This window comes from Brevundimonas vesicularis NBRC 12165 (genome assembly GCF_001592205.1).
GTDB lineage: Bacteria > Pseudomonadota > Alphaproteobacteria > Caulobacterales > Caulobacteraceae > Brevundimonas > Brevundimonas vesicularis.
On record NZ_BCWM01000006.1, the window covers coordinates 128625 to 144081 of the forward strand.

Genomic DNA, 15457 nt, shown 5'->3' on the forward strand with positions numbered 1-15457 from the left:
CGTTATCGCCAAGCTGTGCGGGGTAGGCGTTGAACGAAACAGTGAAATCAAGCGACCTGACCGTCGATCTGGGCGCGGCCTTCGAGGCCTCGCCCAATCCCTATGTGCTGCTTACGCCTGACCTTCGGATCGCCGAGGTCAACCAGGCCTATATGGATGTCACGGGCGCCAAGCGCAGCGAAGTTTTGGGCCAACCTCTTTTTGCCGCTTTTGACTCGGGTCCTGGCTCGGACGCCCCAGAGAACGTCCGCCAAGTCCGTGCTTCACTGGAAAAGGCGCGCGACACCCGACAACGCGATCACCTAGCGGTCGTGCGCTTTTCAATGCCCCGAGCCCAGCCGGACGGCAGCGAGATTTTCGAAGAGCGCCTTTGGAGCGCCACCCATATGCCCATCCTGAACGCCGACGGCGACGTGGTCATGCTGCTTCAGCACACCACGGATGTGACGGATCTGGCGCCCGTCATCCGCCCGGATGAGCCGACCACCGCGCTGGACGCCATCGTAGGCGGCTCCGTCCTGCGTCGCGCCCAGTCGGTGCAGGAGGACAATCGTCGCCTGGAAACCGAGCGCAATCGGCTTGTCGAAATGTTCATGCAGGCACCCGGCTTCGTCGCCATCCTGTCGGGGCCAGATCACCGTTTCCAGATGCACAACGACGCCTACAGCCAGCTGATCGGCCATAGGGACATCGCCGGCAAGCCCGTCAGGCAGGCCCTGCCAGAACTGGAAGGCCAAGGCTTCTACGAGTTTCTCGACAGCGTCTTCGCCACAGGCGAACCCTATGAAGGCCGCGAGAGCGCAGCGCAGCTGCAGCGCAAGCCCGACGGGCTGCTCGAAACCGTCTATCTCAACTTCATCTATCAACCGATCCGCGACGACTCAGGCGCGGTCGTGGGCATCTTCGTTCAGGGCCACGACATCACCGAGAACGTCCTGGCCGCCCAGCGCCAGAAGTTGATGATCGACGAACTGAATCACCGCGTGAAGAACACCTTGGCCACGGTGCAATCCATCGCGATCCAGACGGCCCGTTCCAACACCGACCCGGCCAGCTTCGCCGAGACCTTCCAGTCCCGGATCATGGCCCTGTCGCACACCCACAATCTGCTGACGCAAAGCCATTGGGAGGGCGCCGACCTGCGCGCCATCTTGGAACATGAGACTGAAGCTTACGGGCCGACCCGCATAAGCCTGAATGGACCACCGGTGGCGCTGGAGCCGGCCGTCGTTCTGTCTCTGGGCATGATCTTCCATGAGCTTGCGACGAATGCCGCCAAATACGGCGCGCTGCATACGCCGGACGGTCGCATCCTCATCGACTGGGGTCTGGCGGATCAGCGCGACCGCAAACTCAAGCTGAGCTGGCGCGAAATTGGCGGCCCCAAAGTTACGGCTCCGGACAGAAGAGGCTTCGGTAGCCGTTTGATTGAACGAAACATTCGACATGATCTGGCGGGCGAGATCGATCTGGTCTACGCCCCGGATGGATTGATCGCGGAACTGACGGTTCCACTGGACAGGACGGCCGCACAATGACTCAACCTCTGACCGGTCGCCGTGTCCTTGTGGTCGAGGACGAGTCGCTCGTCGCCATGCTTCTGGAAACGATTCTGGAAGACATGGAATGCGTGCCGATAGGCCCCGCCTCCAATGTGGACGACGGTCAAAAACTGGCTCGAGAGACGGAAAATCTCGACGCCGCCCTGCTGGACGTGAACGTCGCTGGCCGGCAGGTCTTTCCCGTGGCCGAGGCGCTGAAGGAACGCGGCGTGCCGTTCGTCTTTTCAACCGGCTACGGCGAAGGCGGTCTGCCCGACGAATGGCGCGGCCAGCCCACGATCCAGAAGCCCTTCACTGAAGCCGCCATCCGCGACGCCCTGATGAAGGCCATGGGCGTCGCCGAGGCCTGACCCCTAACTCGGCATCCGCCGCGGCGCGAACCATCCTTCATCGGTAGTCTGCACGGACCCTGCGACGGCCAGCACCGTGAGCGTATGTGTAATCAGCCGCTTCGCACGCGGCCGACTGCCCTCGAACTCGTCCATCAGTTCGGTCGGCGACATCGGAACGCCCTGTCGGCGCAGGATTGAGAGCAGGCTGGACGCCAGAACGCCGGGTTGTTCGGGAAACAGGGCCTTCTGCCTCGATGTCGGTAGAAGAGGCTGCGTCGGTCTTGCAGTCCCTTGGCGCACCTTGCCGGCTTGATAATCCGGTCGCAGGAAGTGGATGTCGCCCTGCGCCTCCTGCTCAGCCCTGGCCTGGTTCAGCTGGATCAGGCGCTCGACGATCTGCCTGTCCGCCAGGTCGTCAGGCCAGCCATAGGCCTTGGCGACCAGCTGATCGAGGCGCTGATGCAGATGGTCGATGATGCCGACGCGCCCCTGGTCGTCGATCGCACGTTCAGCGTCCGACCCGTGATCGCCCAGGCCTATCCTTGCTCTGGCGTTGTAAAGGCCGGTCATCGTCAAGGCGTCGCTGTGGCGCAGGACGGTACCCCTTACGGCATCAAGTTCTTCAGCCAGGACGCCGATCTCTGCCGCCAAGGCGGCGCCTGCATCCGGAAATGGAAAGGTGTCGAAACAGGCGCCTTTCACATAGACGGCCTCGCGTTCGTATTCGCCGATGCGGCCGGCGTTGGCGGCGAACCATGCGCGATGCTGGCGCGAAGACAAGACGCCAAGCACGAACGGATCATCGCTGGCGATCACCACCAGCTTGTTGTCCGGCAAGGTGGCGGCATCCATGAATCTAAACCAGCGATGTTTGGCGGTTTCTATGGTGACGATAAAGCGGCTCAATCCCTCCAGGGCGTCGCGCAGATCACGACGCGGCTCTCCGAAGATCCACCAGTTGTCGCGATAGGCCGCCCGGTTGTTGCGATCCCGATCCGGCTTCACCGTCTCCAGCAGATGCTGAAACAGCAGCGGATGCCGACGACGCGCCTCGCCTTCGTCCCAGCCGAAGAAATCAATGACCTGCAGCCCGCGTGATCGATCCGCCAGATCTCGGCCATTCTGATAGTCGCGAACCGGCGACGGCGCCTGCGGGTCTGAGCCGGATAGAAGGCGTTCGGCCTTCTCTGACGTGACCTGAAAACCCGAGCCCATCAGCTGCACGCCGCGATAGGCCAGCACCGCGTTGGCCTTCGGCTGTCGAACGCGCATCAGTCGACTGTCCAGCATCAGGTCCGCGCCGATGTCGCCGTGACGCTCCTCGAACGTCGTGGCATCCGCATCCTTGACCCTCAGCCATCGTCCCTGGCCGTCCGGCTCGCCCCGCTCGGCGACCGACATGGCGATCCTGACGTCAGCGCATCCCACGCCTCTGGCCCACGGATGGTCCGCGATGGCGAAGACAATCCTGATCGGCGGTCGTTTGGCCAGATGGTGTTCGATCACGCGTCGCGAGAAGGTCTGGGTGATCGAATTGGTGGTGATGAACCCAAAGCGCCGCAACCGCGTATCTGGCTCGATCAGGATTTCCGCTGCCCTATCCCACCAGGCCATGACCAGGTCTGCGGAAAGAAATCGGCCGCCCCGTATGGCTGCAAGGGCATCGACGTAACCGTCGCCCAGCTCTCGTCTCAGGCCCTTGCCGCCAATGAAGGGCGGATTGCCGACGATGAATTCAACGTCCGGCCAAGGTGTGGGGCGCGGGTCGATATAGCGAACTCGCTCTCGCTCGGGCTGATCACGTCCATGGACCATCTCGACGCGCGAGAACTCCAGCAGGGCGTCGGCGTGTCGGATGGTACGAAAGTTCTTGAGGATGGGCTCCGACGGCATCGGCGCGCCGGATATGCGGAAGTGCCACTGAAGATGGCCGATCCACATGACCATCTCGGCGATCCAGGCGGCGTTGGCGTTCTTTTCTATCCCATAGAATTGCTCGGGGCTGACCACCCGCCCGTCGAAAGCGAGCACGCCCTGATGCTCGCCCATCTCTCCCAGGGCGCTGAAGATTTCCTCTTCCAGCTCCTTCATCATCCGCATGGCGACATAGAGAAAATTGCCCGTGCCACAGGCGGGATCCAGCACGCGCGTCTTGCACAGCTGATCATGAAACGCGTGCAGGCGGCGACGCGCCTTGAGGACATCGCCCTGCATGAAGTCCGCAACGGCTTCGCCCTCCACCGCCTCCCAATCCGCGCGCAACGGTTCCATGATCGTCGGCGCGATCAGGCGCTCGACATAGGCGCGAGGCGTGTAATGCGCGCCCAGTTCGGCCCGCTCAGCCGGGTCTAGCGCCTGCTCCAGCAGGGTTCCGAAGATGGCTGGCTCGACGTCGGTCCAGTCGCTCTTCGCCGCAGCAATCAAGGCCTCCAACTCGCCTTCCTCGATGGGCAGCGTGTCGACCGCGCTGTAGAGGCCGCCGTTGAACCGGCGGATGTGTTGGCGGGTGGCGACGCAATAGCCGCCCTGATCCATCGCCACGAACAACGACCGCGCGCCCTGGTGGAAGCGTTCCGACTCCCCGCGGTAGCTTTCGAGCAAGCTCAGAAAGCTGCGCCGCTCGATCAGGCCGACGCTGTCCGCGAACATGGCGAAGATGCACTGCATCACGAAACGCGCGGTCTTGCTCGCCTGCGCGGCGCGATCGACTGGCCCAAGCCCGGCCTGTCGCCGACCGTTGATCGACTTTACCAACCAGGCCAGAGACTTTGCGATTTCCGTCGTAACCGCCGCCGACCGGGCGGCCGGATCGAGCGACATCGGATCGGTCCAGACCCGGCGCAGCCGCTCTCTAACCTCGGGCGAGCGCAGTTGGTCTAGCGTGATCCGATAGCCCGCCCGATCTGGAAACGGCGCATAGATCTTGCCCTGCCTCGCAAAGTCCGACCACAGCTCGATCGACCGTCCGACATCCACCGTGATCAAAAACGGCGGCCATTCGGCCAAGGCCTTGGCGTAGTTTTCAGCCTGCCGCTTGGCGACCCGCATCACGCGATCGAGCGCCTCCATCGACGGCGCATGCGCCTTTCCGGCGGACTTGCCCAATAAAGCCAGTTGCGCGGCGGGGTCCAGCGGACCTCCGTCGCGGCGTTTGCGCGACTGTTTGGCTTCCAGGACGAAACAGTCCCGTTTGGCGCAATCGATCCAGCCCGCCGTCGTCTGGCCATTGTCGTGATGAAAGCGGATCGGCCGCTCGAAGCAATAGTCCAGATCGCCCGCGCGTTCGTCGTCCGGCGCGGGGACGCCGATCAGGCGGCAGAGCTGAATGATGAAGGTCTGATAGTGGTCGCGTTCGCTGATCGGCGCAGCGGACCAATGTTTGATGAAGCCTTCGACATCGTCTGATTGTTCTGCGCCCATGCAGACAATCTATGGTTCGATTCCTGAACGCAATCTATACGTGTTTTCCGTCTCTGTATGCAGCGTTAAGCAAGGGCTTGCCCAGCCAGTAACAAAGCTCGGCCGGTCGCGAGATATCCCAGATCGCAAGGTCGGCCGCCTTTCCGGCTTCGAGCGTCCCAATCTCGGCCAGCACCCCCAGCGCCCGCGCCGCCTCCCGCGTTGCGCCGGCCAAAGCCTCTTCTGGCGTCAGGCGGAACTGAACACAGGCGAGGTTGAGCGCGGCGGTCATGGAAGTGACGGGCGAGGTGCCGGGATTGCAGTCGGTGGCGACGGCCATGCGCACGCCGTGGCGGCGCAGCAGATCGACGGGCGGCGCCTGGGTCTCGCGCAGCATCAAATAGGCGCCGGGGAGCAGGACGGCGACCCCCCCGGCTGCGGCCATGGCGGCGACGCCTTCCTCGCTCGCATGTTCGATGTGATCGGCGGACAGAGCCTGATAGCGCGCCGCCAAGGCCGCACCGCCGCCGTTCGACAACTGGTCGGCATGCAGCTTCACCGGAAGACATAGAACGCGCGCCTTGTCGAAGAGACGCGACACTTCTGCAGTCGAGAAGGCGATGGGTTCGCGATAGGCGTCGACCGCATCAACCAGACCTTCGGCATGGGCGGCAGGCAGGATGTGGTCGATGGCCAGGTCGACATAGGCCGCCCGGTCGTCGCGATACTCAGGCGGCACGGCATGCAGACCGAGATAGCTGGTACAGACACGCACCCCGCCCTCGCGCCCGATCCTGCGCGCGACGCGCAGCATCTTCAGCTCCGTCTCAAGGTCCAGACCATAGCCGGACTTGATCTCGACGGTGGTGACTCCGGTGGCCTTCAGCCCCGCCAACCGCGTCATGGCGGACGCGAACAGGTCATCCTCCGACGCGGCGCGTGTGGCCTTCACGGATGAGACGATGCCCCTGCCTGCACGCGCGATCTCCTCATATGTCGCTCCGCCTAGCCGCTGTTCGAACTCGGCCGAACGGTCGCCGCCGAACACCAGATGGGTGTGGCAGTCGATCAGGCCAGGCGTGATCCATCGCCCGTCCAGCCGCTCGGTTTCAGCCGCTTCCACGGCCGGCAGGTCAGCGCGTGGCCCTACCCAGGCGATGCGGCCATCGGCGACGACCACGGCGGCGTCCCGGATGGCGCCATAAGGGATCGGTCCCTCGGCCATGGTGGCGACATGGCAATCGATCAGCAGACGATCGGCCTTCATCGGCGAGGCTCCTTTGCCAGAACGGGTGAATGGGCGGACGAGAAGCGCGCCACCAAATCGTAGCGGTCGCCCGGAAAGATCTGCCACACCCGCGTCACCCCCTGCCCGTCCCGCCATGTCCGCCGCTCGACGCACAGACAGGCGGCGCCGGTCTTAAGTTGCAGTAGGCGGGCAGCGCGGGCGTCCGCCGCGATCGCTAAAATGCGGTTCTCAGCCTCGGTCCAGGGCGCCGAGTCCAGCAGCCAGCTTCCCGGCGGAACCGTATGAAAATCGACGTCTATGGCTTGAGGCGCCGCGCCGAGCGCGATGAGCCTGTGTTCCAAAGCCAGCGGCGCGCCGTCGGCGCTGTGCAGACAGGTCAGGTCCAGCAGAAGACCACCGGATGCCAGTTCGATTTCGTCCTCACCGTCCGGCTTGCGTGCGATCCGCTCCAGCAGGACATAGCCGTAAGCCTGCCCGCGCTCGATCACCTCGGCCCGCAGGTCGGGAATAGCCAGGACGGCGGCGTGGGCCTTGGGTTGGGCGACGAAGGTGCCGGCGCGACGTCGGCGCGTCACCAGCCCCCGCCCCGCCAGTTCCGAAATGGCCTTGGACACCGTCATGCGCGAACAGCCGTAGCGCTCGGTCAGCTCATGCTCGAATGGAATGCGGTCGCCGGGCGATAGCTCGCCGGACAGGATAAGCCCCTCAAGATCGGCATAGATGCGGCGATGCAGGCTCACCCCAACACCGCCGACAGGGCCTTGCGATAGCGCGCCTCGATGCCGTCTCGGGCGATATGGCGGCCGTCTTTCACGACCTCGCGGCCCGCTCGCCACACCGAACGGATCGAGCCCGTCGGCGCGCCGAAGATCCAGCTGTCGAGCACTGCATCGCCCGACCGTCCCGCAAAGGCGACGCCGCTTGTATCCAGCGATACGATGTCCGCCGACGCCCCGACGCTCAGACCCGACGCCGCGCCCGTCGCCTGAACGCCGCCCGCCAGCGCGCGATCAAACAAGGCGCGGCCCGTCGAGCGTTCAGGGTCCGCCATGACGGCGCGACCGCGCAGCGCCAGCCGCTGACTGTATTCCAGCATTCGCAGTTCCTCGGCGACGCCGATCTGCACGTTGGAATCGGTCCCGATGCCGAACCGCCCGCCGGCGCGCGTGAAATCGACCGCCGGGAAGACGCCGTCGCCCAGATTGGCCTCGGTGATCGGGCACAGGCCGACGACGGCGTCGCGCGCGACGACGCCGCGCCACTCGGCCTCAGTCACATGGGTGGAATGTATCAGGCACCAACGCGGATCGATCGGCGCATTGGCCAGGAGCCATTCGACCGGCCGCGCGCCCGACCAGGCCAGGCAGTCCGTGACCTCCTTGGTCTGTTCCGCCACATGGATATGGATCGGCCCATCGCCCGCCAGCGAAGGCATGGCCGTCAGTTCATCCGGACTGACCGCGCGCAGACTGTGCGGCGCCACCCCGACCACGGCGTCGGGCAGATCGGCGGTCAGGATCTGGCATTGCGCGACCAGATCGGCGAATCCGTTCAGATCGTTGATGAAACGCCGCTGTCCATGCGCCGGCGGCTGTCCGCCGAACCCGGCATGGGCGTAGAAAACCGGCAGCAGGGTCAGGGCAATGCCCGTCGCCTGCGCCGCCGTCACGATCCGCGCGGCGATCTCGGCCCGGTCCGAATAGGCCGCGCCCGACGGGTCGTTGTGCAGATAATGGAACTCGGCGACGCGGGTGAAGCCGCCCTCCAGCATTTCCATGAAGGCCAGAGCGGTGATGGCCTCGATCTCTTCCGGACCGCCCCGATCCAGGAAACGGTACATCAGCTCGCGCCACGTCCAGAAGTCGTCGTCCGAAGGCCCCCTCGCCTCGGTCAGGCCCGCCATGGCGCGCTGAAAGGCGTGGCTGTGGACATTGGCGACGCCCGGCAGGGCGACACCGCCCCCTTCGTCCGCCGGGCTGCGCGCAACGTCTGTTTCCAGACTGACAATCCGTCCGCCAGCCACGCCGATCCGCACATCTTGCGCCCATCCATCCGGCAAGAGGGCTGCCTCGAACCATAGGGTGCGATCCACAGGCTGCGGCTGAAGGGTCACTGGACAGGTCCGTGTCGTTACGATCAATATGTCTAGACATACCACGGTGGATCGATTTGGCGAGGGAGGCCGAACGGATGCAGGACTGGCTGACCATCCACGAAGGTTCGGCGCCGCTGGTGATCGGCCTGCCGCACACGGGGACCGACATTCCGCCCGCCATCGAGGCGCGGATGACCTCATCCTGGCTGGCCCGCAAGGACGCAGACTGGTGGGTGGATCGATTGTACGACTTCGCGATCAACATGGGCGCGACCCTGGTGCGAACGGGCGTGTCGCGCAGTGTCATCGACGTGAATCGCGATCCGTCGGGCGTCTCCCTCTATCCCGGCATGACCACGACCGGCCTGTGTCCGACCGAAACCTTCGACGGCGAGCCGCTGTATCGCCCAGACCAAGAACCCGACGCGGCCGAAATCGCCGAGCGACGCGCGACTTGGTTCGATCCCTATCACGCCGCCCTGCAGGGCCAGTTGGATCGACTGCGCAGCTCCGGCCCGGTGGTTCTCTACGACGCCCATTCCATCCGGTCCGTCGTGCCGCGCCTGTTCGAGGGCGAACTGCCGCAGTTCAACATCGGCGACAACGACGGCGCCACGTGCGCGCGCAGTCTGACCCAAGCCGTCGCGGTCGCCTGCACGGCCAGCGGCGACAGCGTGGTCGTCAACGGCCGCTTCAAGGGCGGGTGGACCACGCGCCACTACGGCCGTCCCGAGGCCGGTCTTCACGCCATCCAGATGGAACTGGCGGACCGGGGCTACATCCTCGATCCAACCGGCCCGGTGTCGCCCGACAACTGGCCCAGCCCCTATGAGCCGGATCGGACCGAGCCGTTGCGCGGTCATCTGCGCCGCGTCCTGACCGCCTGCATCGCCTTCGCCGAGAGCCAACGATGAACACGCCCAACGCACGGATCGTCCGCAGCCCGCGCGGACCGGAAAAGACCGCCAAGACCTGGGCCGCCGAGGCGGCCATGCGCATGCTGATGAACAACCTCGATCCCGAGGTGGCCGAGCGGCCGCAGGACCTCGTCGTCTATGGCGGCATCGGCAAGGCGGCGCGGGATTGGGCGGCGTTCGACAGGATCGTGGAGACGCTGAAGACGCTCGAAGCCGACGAGACCCTGCTGGTGCAATCGGGCAAGCCGGTCGGCGTCTTCCGCACGCATGCCGACGCCCCGCGCGTGCTGATCGCCAACTCCAACCTGGTGCCCAAATGGGCGACCTGGGAGCATTTCAACGAACTCGATCGCAAGGGTCTGGCCATGTATGGCCAGATGACCGCCGGGTCGTGGATCTACATCGGCACGCAAGGCATCGTCCAAGGCACCTACGAGACGTTCATGGAGGCCGGCCGCCAGCACTACGGCGGCGACTGGTCGGGCAAGTGGATCCTGACCGCAGGCCTGGGCGGCATGGGCGGGGCCCAGCCCCTGGCCGCGACCATGGCGGGGGCTTCGTGCATCACGATCGAATGCCAACGCAGCCGGATCGAGTTCCGTATGCGGACGCGCTACGTCGACGTCATGGCCGAAACCCTGGACGAGGCCTTGGCGCTGCTGGAGCAATCGTTCCGGGACAAGAAACCCTTGTCGATCGGCCTGTTGGGCAATGCAGCCGATCTGGTGCCTGAAATGGTCCGACGCGGCATCCGGCCCGATTTGGTTACCGACCAGACCAGCGCGCACGATCTGATCAACGGTTACCTCCCCTCGGGCTGGACCGTCGCGGAGTGGGAAGACAAGCGCGTCAGCGAACCCAGCAGCGTCGCCGCCGCCGCGCGCACCTCCATCGCCGCTCATGTGAAGGCCATGCTGGACTTCCAGGCGATGGGCGTTCCGACCACCGACTACGGCAACAACATCCGTCAGGTCGCCTTCGACGCGGGCGTGACGAATGCTTTCGACTTCCCCGGCTTCGTGCCCGCTTACATCCGCCCGCTGTTCTGTCGGGGGATCGGTCCGTTCCGCTGGGCGGCCCTGACCGGCGATCCGGAAGATATCAGAAAGACAGACGCGGCGATGAAGCGCCTGTTCCCCGACAATGCAGGTCTGCACCGCTGGCTCGACATGGCGGGCGAGCGCATTGCCTTTCAAGGCCTTCCCGCCCGCATCTGCTGGATCGGATTGGGTGATCGCCACCGCGCCGGTCTGATGTTCAACGACATGGTGGCGTCGGGCGAACTGTCGGGGCCGATCGTCATCGGCCGCGATCATCTCGACAGCGGCTCGGTCGCCAGCCCGAACCGCGAGACCGAGGCCATGGTGGACGGATCGGACGCCGTGTCCGACTGGCCGCTGCTGAACGCCCTGCTGAACACGGCCTCGGGCGCCAGCTGGGTGTCGCTGCACCACGGCGGCGGCGTCGGCATGGGCTATTCTCAGCACTCGGGCGTCGTCATCGTCGCGGACGGGACGCCGGAAGCCGCGCAACGGCTTGAGCGGGTGCTGTGGAACGACCCCGCCACGGGCGTCATGCGTCACGCCGACGCCGGCTATGAGATCGCCCGCGCGGCCGCGCGCGAGCACGAACTGAACCTTCCCAGCCTGAAGGCCTGAGCCATGACCGCGATCACCCTCGGCCAATCACCTCTCACCTTGGCGCAGCTTCGTGCGGTGCTGGAGGGGCCCGCTACCGTCTCATTGACGCCCACCGCCTGGACCGATGTGGACCGAGGCGCAGCGACCATCGCCGCCATCGTGGCCGAGGGGCGCACCGTCTACGGCGTCAACACGGGCTTCGGCCTGCTGGCCAACACCTCCATCGCGCCTGAGGATCTGGAGACGCTGCAGCGTAATCTGGTTCTCAGCCACGCCTGCGGGGTCGGGCCGCTGCTGCCGGATGCGGTGACCCGTCTTCTGATGGTGCTGAAGATCGCCAGTCTGTCGCGTGGCACCTCTGGCGTTCGGCGTGAGACGCTGGAGGCCCTGATTGCTCTTGTCAACGCGGACATCCTGCCCTGCATTCCGTCCAAGGGATCGGTCGGCGCCTCGGGCGATTTGGCGCCGCTGGCCCATATGTCCTGCGTCCTGATCGGCGTGGGCGAGGCGCGGCTGAACGGCGAGACGTTGGAGGCCGAAGCGGCTCTGGCCAAGGTCGGGCTTTTGCCGCTCACGCTCGGCCCGAAGGAAGGCTTGGCCCTGCTTAACGGCACCCAATGTTCGACGGCGCTGGCCTTGGCGGGTCTATTCGCGGCCGAGGCGGCGTTTGCCGCCGGGATTGCCGCCGGCGCCTTGTCGGTCGATGCGCTGAAAGGGTCCGACGCCCCCTTCGATCATCGCATCCACGCCCTGCGCGGCCAACCAGGCCAGATCGCCGTCGCCGCCCGCCTGCGCGAGCTGATGGCGGGCTCCGCCATCCGCGACAGTCACCGCGACGACTGCTCCAAGGTTCAGGACCCCTACTCCTTGCGCTGCCAGCCCCAGGTCATGGGCGCGATCCTCGATGTGCTAACCAGCGCCGCCGCCACGCTGGCGCGCGAAGCGAACGCCGTCACCGACAATCCGCTGGTCTTCATCGAGGATGGCGACGTCATTTCGGGCGGCAACTTCCACGCCGAACCCGTTGCTTTCGCTGCCGATCAGATCGCCATGGCTCTGTGCGAGATCGGCAATATTTCGGAACGTCGCACCTCGATTCTGGTCGATCCCAAGATGAGCGAACTGCCGGCCTTTCTGGTCAAGGAAAGCGGCCTGAACTCCGGCTTCATGATCGCCCAGGTGACGGCTGCGGCCCTGATCGCCGAGAACCGCATGGTCGCTCATCCGTGCAGCGTGGACACCGTGCCCACCAGCGCCAATCAGGAAGATCACGTCAGCATGGCCACCCACGGCGCCCGCCGCCTGCTGGACATGGCCGAGAATACGGCGACAGTGGTCGGTATCGAGCTTCTGGCGGCGGCGCAGGGACTGGAGTTCCATAGGCCGCTGACCAGCTCGCCGACGCTGGAACAGGTCTTCGCCATCGTGCGAGAAGCGGCCGCCCCCTATGCCAGCGACCATTATTTCGCCCCGGACATCGCCCGTGCAACCGACGCCGTGCGCGCGGGTCGTTACCGACCCTTTGCGGCGGACCTGCTGCCTTCGGCCTGATCCCGCTCAGCCGCCGAGAACGCCCAGGTGTTCCAGCAGGATGGCCGTGCCCAGACCGATCAGGGCCACGCCGCCGATGATCTCGGCCGTCTTGCCGAAGCGCGTGCCTACGGCCTTGCCGATCAGCATGCCGATGGTGGTCAACACAAAGGTGGTGAAGCCGATCGAGGCGGCGATCACCCAGATATTGGCCCCGATGAAGGCCAGACCCACGCCCACGGCCGCAGCGTCGATGCTGGTTCCGACCGCCGTCGCCACAAGCGCCCACGGGCCGGACCGGCGCTGCGCCTCATCCTCGCCCGCGCCCCGCGGTTGAACGCCTTCCCAGATCATCTTGCCGCCGACGATCAGCAGCAGGGTGAAGGCGATCCAGTGATCCACCTTCTCAACCAGGCCGGCGGCGATGATGCCCAATCCCCAGCCGATCAGGGGCGTGATCGCCTCGATGACGCCGAAGACCAAGCCGGCCTTTACGGCGTCCTTGACGGCGGGTCGATGCGACGCCCCGCGTCCGACGGCGGCTGCAAAGGCGTCCGTGGACATGCTGAGCGAGAGAATGGCGATGGCGCCTGGGGTCATGGGACAGCACTCGACCGGACGCGTGACAGCGGTCCTGCACCGGCCGGTCGCGGCGTCAGGACACGCTGGTCTCGCTAGGCGGTGGTTCCGCTGATCGCGCCACGCGCCGAAGCGCGAGTATGTTGACGCGATCCCGACGACGAACGCCGGAAGCTACTCCCCAACAGGAGGCGGCTCTCTACACGCCGCTTCCTGCGCTTGGCAACCTCACAGGTCGATCATGTGCCCGACTTGGGCGCCGTCGCGGCGGGCGCATCATCGCGCGCCGAGGTCGATGCGCCGGCCGGTTGGCGCTCGACCGTCAGGGCATAGGCGCCCATCTGGTTGGGCCCATAGGCGCGGGCGCGCACGACGTACCAGCCGTCATCCGGCGCGGTCCAATCCAGCTTGGCGTGCGCGTCGGACAGGCTGTCGTCGTCGGTGGCCAGGCTGGTGAAATCGCCGTCCTCGTCTTCCTTGCCAAGATCGATGAAGGAGTCGAAAGCGTTCGACACCATCGTCAGACGCAGCTTCTCGTCCTTCTTGGCCTGGAAGCGGTAAGCGTCGAAAAAGGCGCCTTCGTCGCTGAGCGCGGCGCTGTTCGACAGGGTTCCGCGCACGGTCGACCCGATCAGCAGGCTGCCGGGCTTGGGCTCTGGCCCGCGATCCAGCAGCTCCAGTGAATAGAGGCCCTTGCCTTCCGCATCCAGCGGCATGGCGCGGACCACATAGTTCCCGTCCGACGGCAGGGTGAAGTTCAGCCTTGAATCGGTGCCCTCGGCCAGGCCGTCGTCATCACTGGCCAGGGCCTCGAACTCACCGTCGGCCTTGCCGATCTCCAGATAGGCGTCGAAATCGCCGGACCGCAGGATCGCCTGGACGCGCTGTCCTTCGGTTCCGGAAAAGACGTAGGCGTCATAGCGTTTGCCATCGTCGCCTTGGGGATCCTCGTCGGTGATCTCGCCCTCCACGGTTTGACCCAGGGTCGCCGTGGTCGGCGGCGGCGGCGGCGCGGTTTCGGTCAGCTTCAGCGTATAGTCGCCCTCGGCCTCGTCGCTGAACCCGCGCGCCTCGATGATGTAGTCGCCGTCGGCTTCCAGCGTGCGCGCGATGCGGGCGTCGGTGCCCGAGCCGGCGCCGTCATCGTCCTCCGCCAAAACCGTATCATCCGAAGCACGGCGAAGCGTCAGATAGGCGTCGAAGTCGCTCGACTTCATCTCGATGGCGACGCGCTGGCCGTTCGTCCCGGTGAAGCGATAGGTCTCCGCGCGCTGGCCGCCATCATTTGTGGCGCTGTCCGAGCCCAGTTCGCCCTTGATCTCGTCACCGATCGCGATGGGCTTTGACGGCGGCGCGGGCGGCGCCTCGGCCAGGCCCAATTCGTAGCGACCCAGCCCGTCTTCCAGCGACGTAGCCCGGATCACATATTCGCCGGCTGTCGGCGCCGTGAAAGTCAACCGGGAATTCAGCCCGCCGCCGGGCGCGTCATCGTTCGAGCTGATCTCGATGAAATCGGGCCCGTTCATCCGCCCCACCCGCACCAAGGGATCGAAGGCCTCGGAGTCCAGCGTCACGACAAACCGATCGCCGGCATTGGCGCGGAAGGCGTAGGCGTCATAGCGGCCGCCGTCTTCCTGCTCAGGATCGCGCGTCGTCAGTTCGCCGCTCTGGGTCGCCCCGACACGAATGCCGCCGGGTCGCGGCGCACGCGGCGGCGCCGGGCGTTCCTGCAACGACAGACGATAGTCGCCACCGTCCAGTCCGCTCAACGTCCGGGCCCTCAGAACATAGGTCCCCGCCTGGTCAGGCGTGAACCGCAGCCGCGCATTGGTGCCGTCCCCCAACCCGTCGTCGTCGGACGCCAGCGGCTCGCCCGCTGCGCCGTCGTCGTAGACTTCCAGATATGCGTCGAAAGCGTCCGATCTCAGCGTAGCTTCCAGCCGCTGCCCCGCCCGCGCCTCGAACCGATAGTCGTCGTAGCGATATTCGTCATCCGCCGCCTTGGCGTCGCCATCCGTCAGGGCGCCGGTCACGTTGGCGCCGATGCGCAGAGACTGCGCGTCCTGGGCCACGGCCGGCGCGACCGCCCACAAAAGGGCCAGGGTGCTGACAGCGGCGGCGAGCGACGGACGGTTCATGAATTCCTCCAGCATA

Annotated in this window: 11 protein-coding genes and 1 riboswitch; of the genes, 5 read left to right on the forward strand and 6 right to left on the reverse strand. The window is 65.7% G+C overall.

Annotated elements, in window-relative coordinates:
• The first annotated feature begins 41 nt into the window (after positions 1–41).
• Both BVE01S_RS06495 and BVE01S_RS06500 read left to right on the forward strand, forming a co-directional pair.
• Positions 42–1538 (forward strand): sensor histidine kinase, encoded by a 1497-nt coding sequence (locus BVE01S_RS06495; protein WP_244878363.1) that lies wholly within the window; start codon positions 42–44, stop codon positions 1536–1538.
• Positions 1535–1912, forward strand: a complete 378-nt coding sequence (locus tag BVE01S_RS06500) for a response regulator (protein ID WP_066625716.1) — start codon at positions 1535–1537, stop codon at positions 1910–1912. Before BVE01S_RS06495 ends, BVE01S_RS06500 begins: the two co-directional genes overlap by 4 nt.
• A gap of 3 nt (positions 1913–1915) precedes the next feature.
• Here the strand turns inward: BVE01S_RS06500 and BVE01S_RS06505 are convergent, their stop codons facing one another.
• From BVE01S_RS06505 to BVE01S_RS06520, 4 genes are read right to left on the reverse strand one after another with little or no spacing between them, the layout of a single operon-like run.
• A complete protein-coding gene (locus BVE01S_RS06505; RefSeq protein WP_066625717.1) occupies positions 1916–5314 on the reverse strand; it encodes a class I SAM-dependent DNA methyltransferase in 3399 nt (1132 codons plus the stop codon).
• A gap of 34 nt (positions 5315–5348) precedes the next feature.
• Positions 5349–6560, reverse strand: a complete 1212-nt coding sequence (gene hutI, locus BVE01S_RS06510) for an imidazolonepropionase (protein ID WP_066625720.1) — start codon at positions 6558–6560, stop codon at positions 5349–5351.
• Complete coding sequence (hutC, locus tag BVE01S_RS06515; RefSeq protein WP_066625723.1) at positions 6557–7282, reverse strand: histidine utilization transcriptional repressor HutC; 726 nt, start codon at positions 7280–7282, stop codon at positions 6557–6559. Before hutC ends, hutI begins: the two co-directional genes overlap by 4 nt.
• A complete protein-coding gene (locus BVE01S_RS06520; protein WP_088582783.1) occupies positions 7279–8655 on the reverse strand; it encodes a formimidoylglutamate deiminase in 1377 nt (458 codons plus the stop codon). Before BVE01S_RS06520 ends, hutC begins: the two co-directional genes overlap by 4 nt.
• Positions 8656–8732: 77 nt before the next feature.
• Here BVE01S_RS06520 and hutG point away from each other — a divergent pair, with 77 nt between their 5' ends.
• The 3 genes from hutG to hutH are packed head-to-tail and all read left to right on the forward strand — an operon-like array spanning position 8733 to position 12745.
• On the forward strand, positions 8733–9551 hold the full coding sequence (gene hutG, locus BVE01S_RS06525; protein ID WP_066625725.1) for an N-formylglutamate deformylase: 819 nt from the start codon (positions 8733–8735) through the stop codon (positions 9549–9551).
• On the forward strand, positions 9548–11212 hold the full coding sequence (gene hutU, locus BVE01S_RS06530) for a urocanate hydratase (RefSeq protein WP_066625728.1): 1665 nt from the start codon (positions 9548–9550) through the stop codon (positions 11210–11212). The genes hutG and hutU overlap by 4 nt, the downstream gene beginning before the upstream one ends.
• A 3-nt stretch (positions 11213–11215) precedes the next feature.
• On the forward strand, positions 11216–12745 hold the full coding sequence (gene hutH, locus BVE01S_RS06535) for a histidine ammonia-lyase (RefSeq protein ID WP_066625734.1): 1530 nt from the start codon (positions 11216–11218) through the stop codon (positions 12743–12745).
• 6 nt (positions 12746–12751) lie between these two features.
• On the opposite strand, the gene BVE01S_RS06540 is transcribed toward hutH, so the two are convergent.
• Together BVE01S_RS06540 and BVE01S_RS06545 are read right to left on the reverse strand one after the other, a co-directional pair.
• The gene (locus BVE01S_RS06540; RefSeq protein ID WP_066625738.1) at positions 12752–13324 is read right to left on the reverse strand and encodes a manganese efflux pump MntP; all 573 of its coding nucleotides are present in this window, start codon (positions 13322–13324) and stop codon (positions 12752–12754) included.
• Between the two features lie 27 nt (positions 13325–13351).
• Positions 13352–13495, reverse strand: a riboswitch (yybP-ykoY riboswitch).
• Between the two features lie 47 nt (positions 13496–13542).
• The gene (locus BVE01S_RS06545; RefSeq protein ID WP_084375325.1) at positions 13543–15441 is read right to left on the reverse strand and encodes a PPC domain-containing protein; all 1899 of its coding nucleotides are present in this window, start codon (positions 15439–15441) and stop codon (positions 13543–13545) included.
• Positions 15442–15457 lie beyond the last annotated feature (16 nt).

Excerpts from the sequence above, each read along its gene's own strand:
- hutI (WP_066625720.1), bottom strand. The coding sequence starts at position 6,560 with ATGAAGGCCGATCGTCTGCTGATCGATTGCCATGTCGCCACCATGGCC.
- hutU (WP_066625728.1), top strand. The coding sequence starts at position 9,548 with ATGAACACGCCCAACGCACGGATCGTCCGCAGCCCGCGCGGACCGGAA.
- hutG (WP_066625725.1), top strand. The coding sequence starts at position 8,733 with ATGCAGGACTGGCTGACCATCCACGAAGGTTCGGCGCCGCTGGTGATC.
- BVE01S_RS06545 (WP_084375325.1), bottom strand. The coding sequence starts at position 15,441 with ATGAACCGTCCGTCGCTCGCCGCCGCTGTCAGCACCCTGGCCCTTTTG.
- hutH (WP_066625734.1), top strand. The coding sequence starts at position 11,216 with ATGACCGCGATCACCCTCGGCCAATCACCTCTCACCTTGGCGCAGCTT.
- BVE01S_RS06505 (WP_066625717.1), bottom strand. The coding sequence starts at position 5,314 with ATGGGCGCAGAACAATCAGACGATGTCGAAGGCTTCATCAAACATTGG.
- BVE01S_RS06500 (WP_066625716.1), top strand. The coding sequence starts at position 1,535 with ATGACTCAACCTCTGACCGGTCGCCGTGTCCTTGTGGTCGAGGACGAG.
- BVE01S_RS06540 (WP_066625738.1), bottom strand. The coding sequence starts at position 13,324 with ATGACCCCAGGCGCCATCGCCATTCTCTCGCTCAGCATGTCCACGGAC.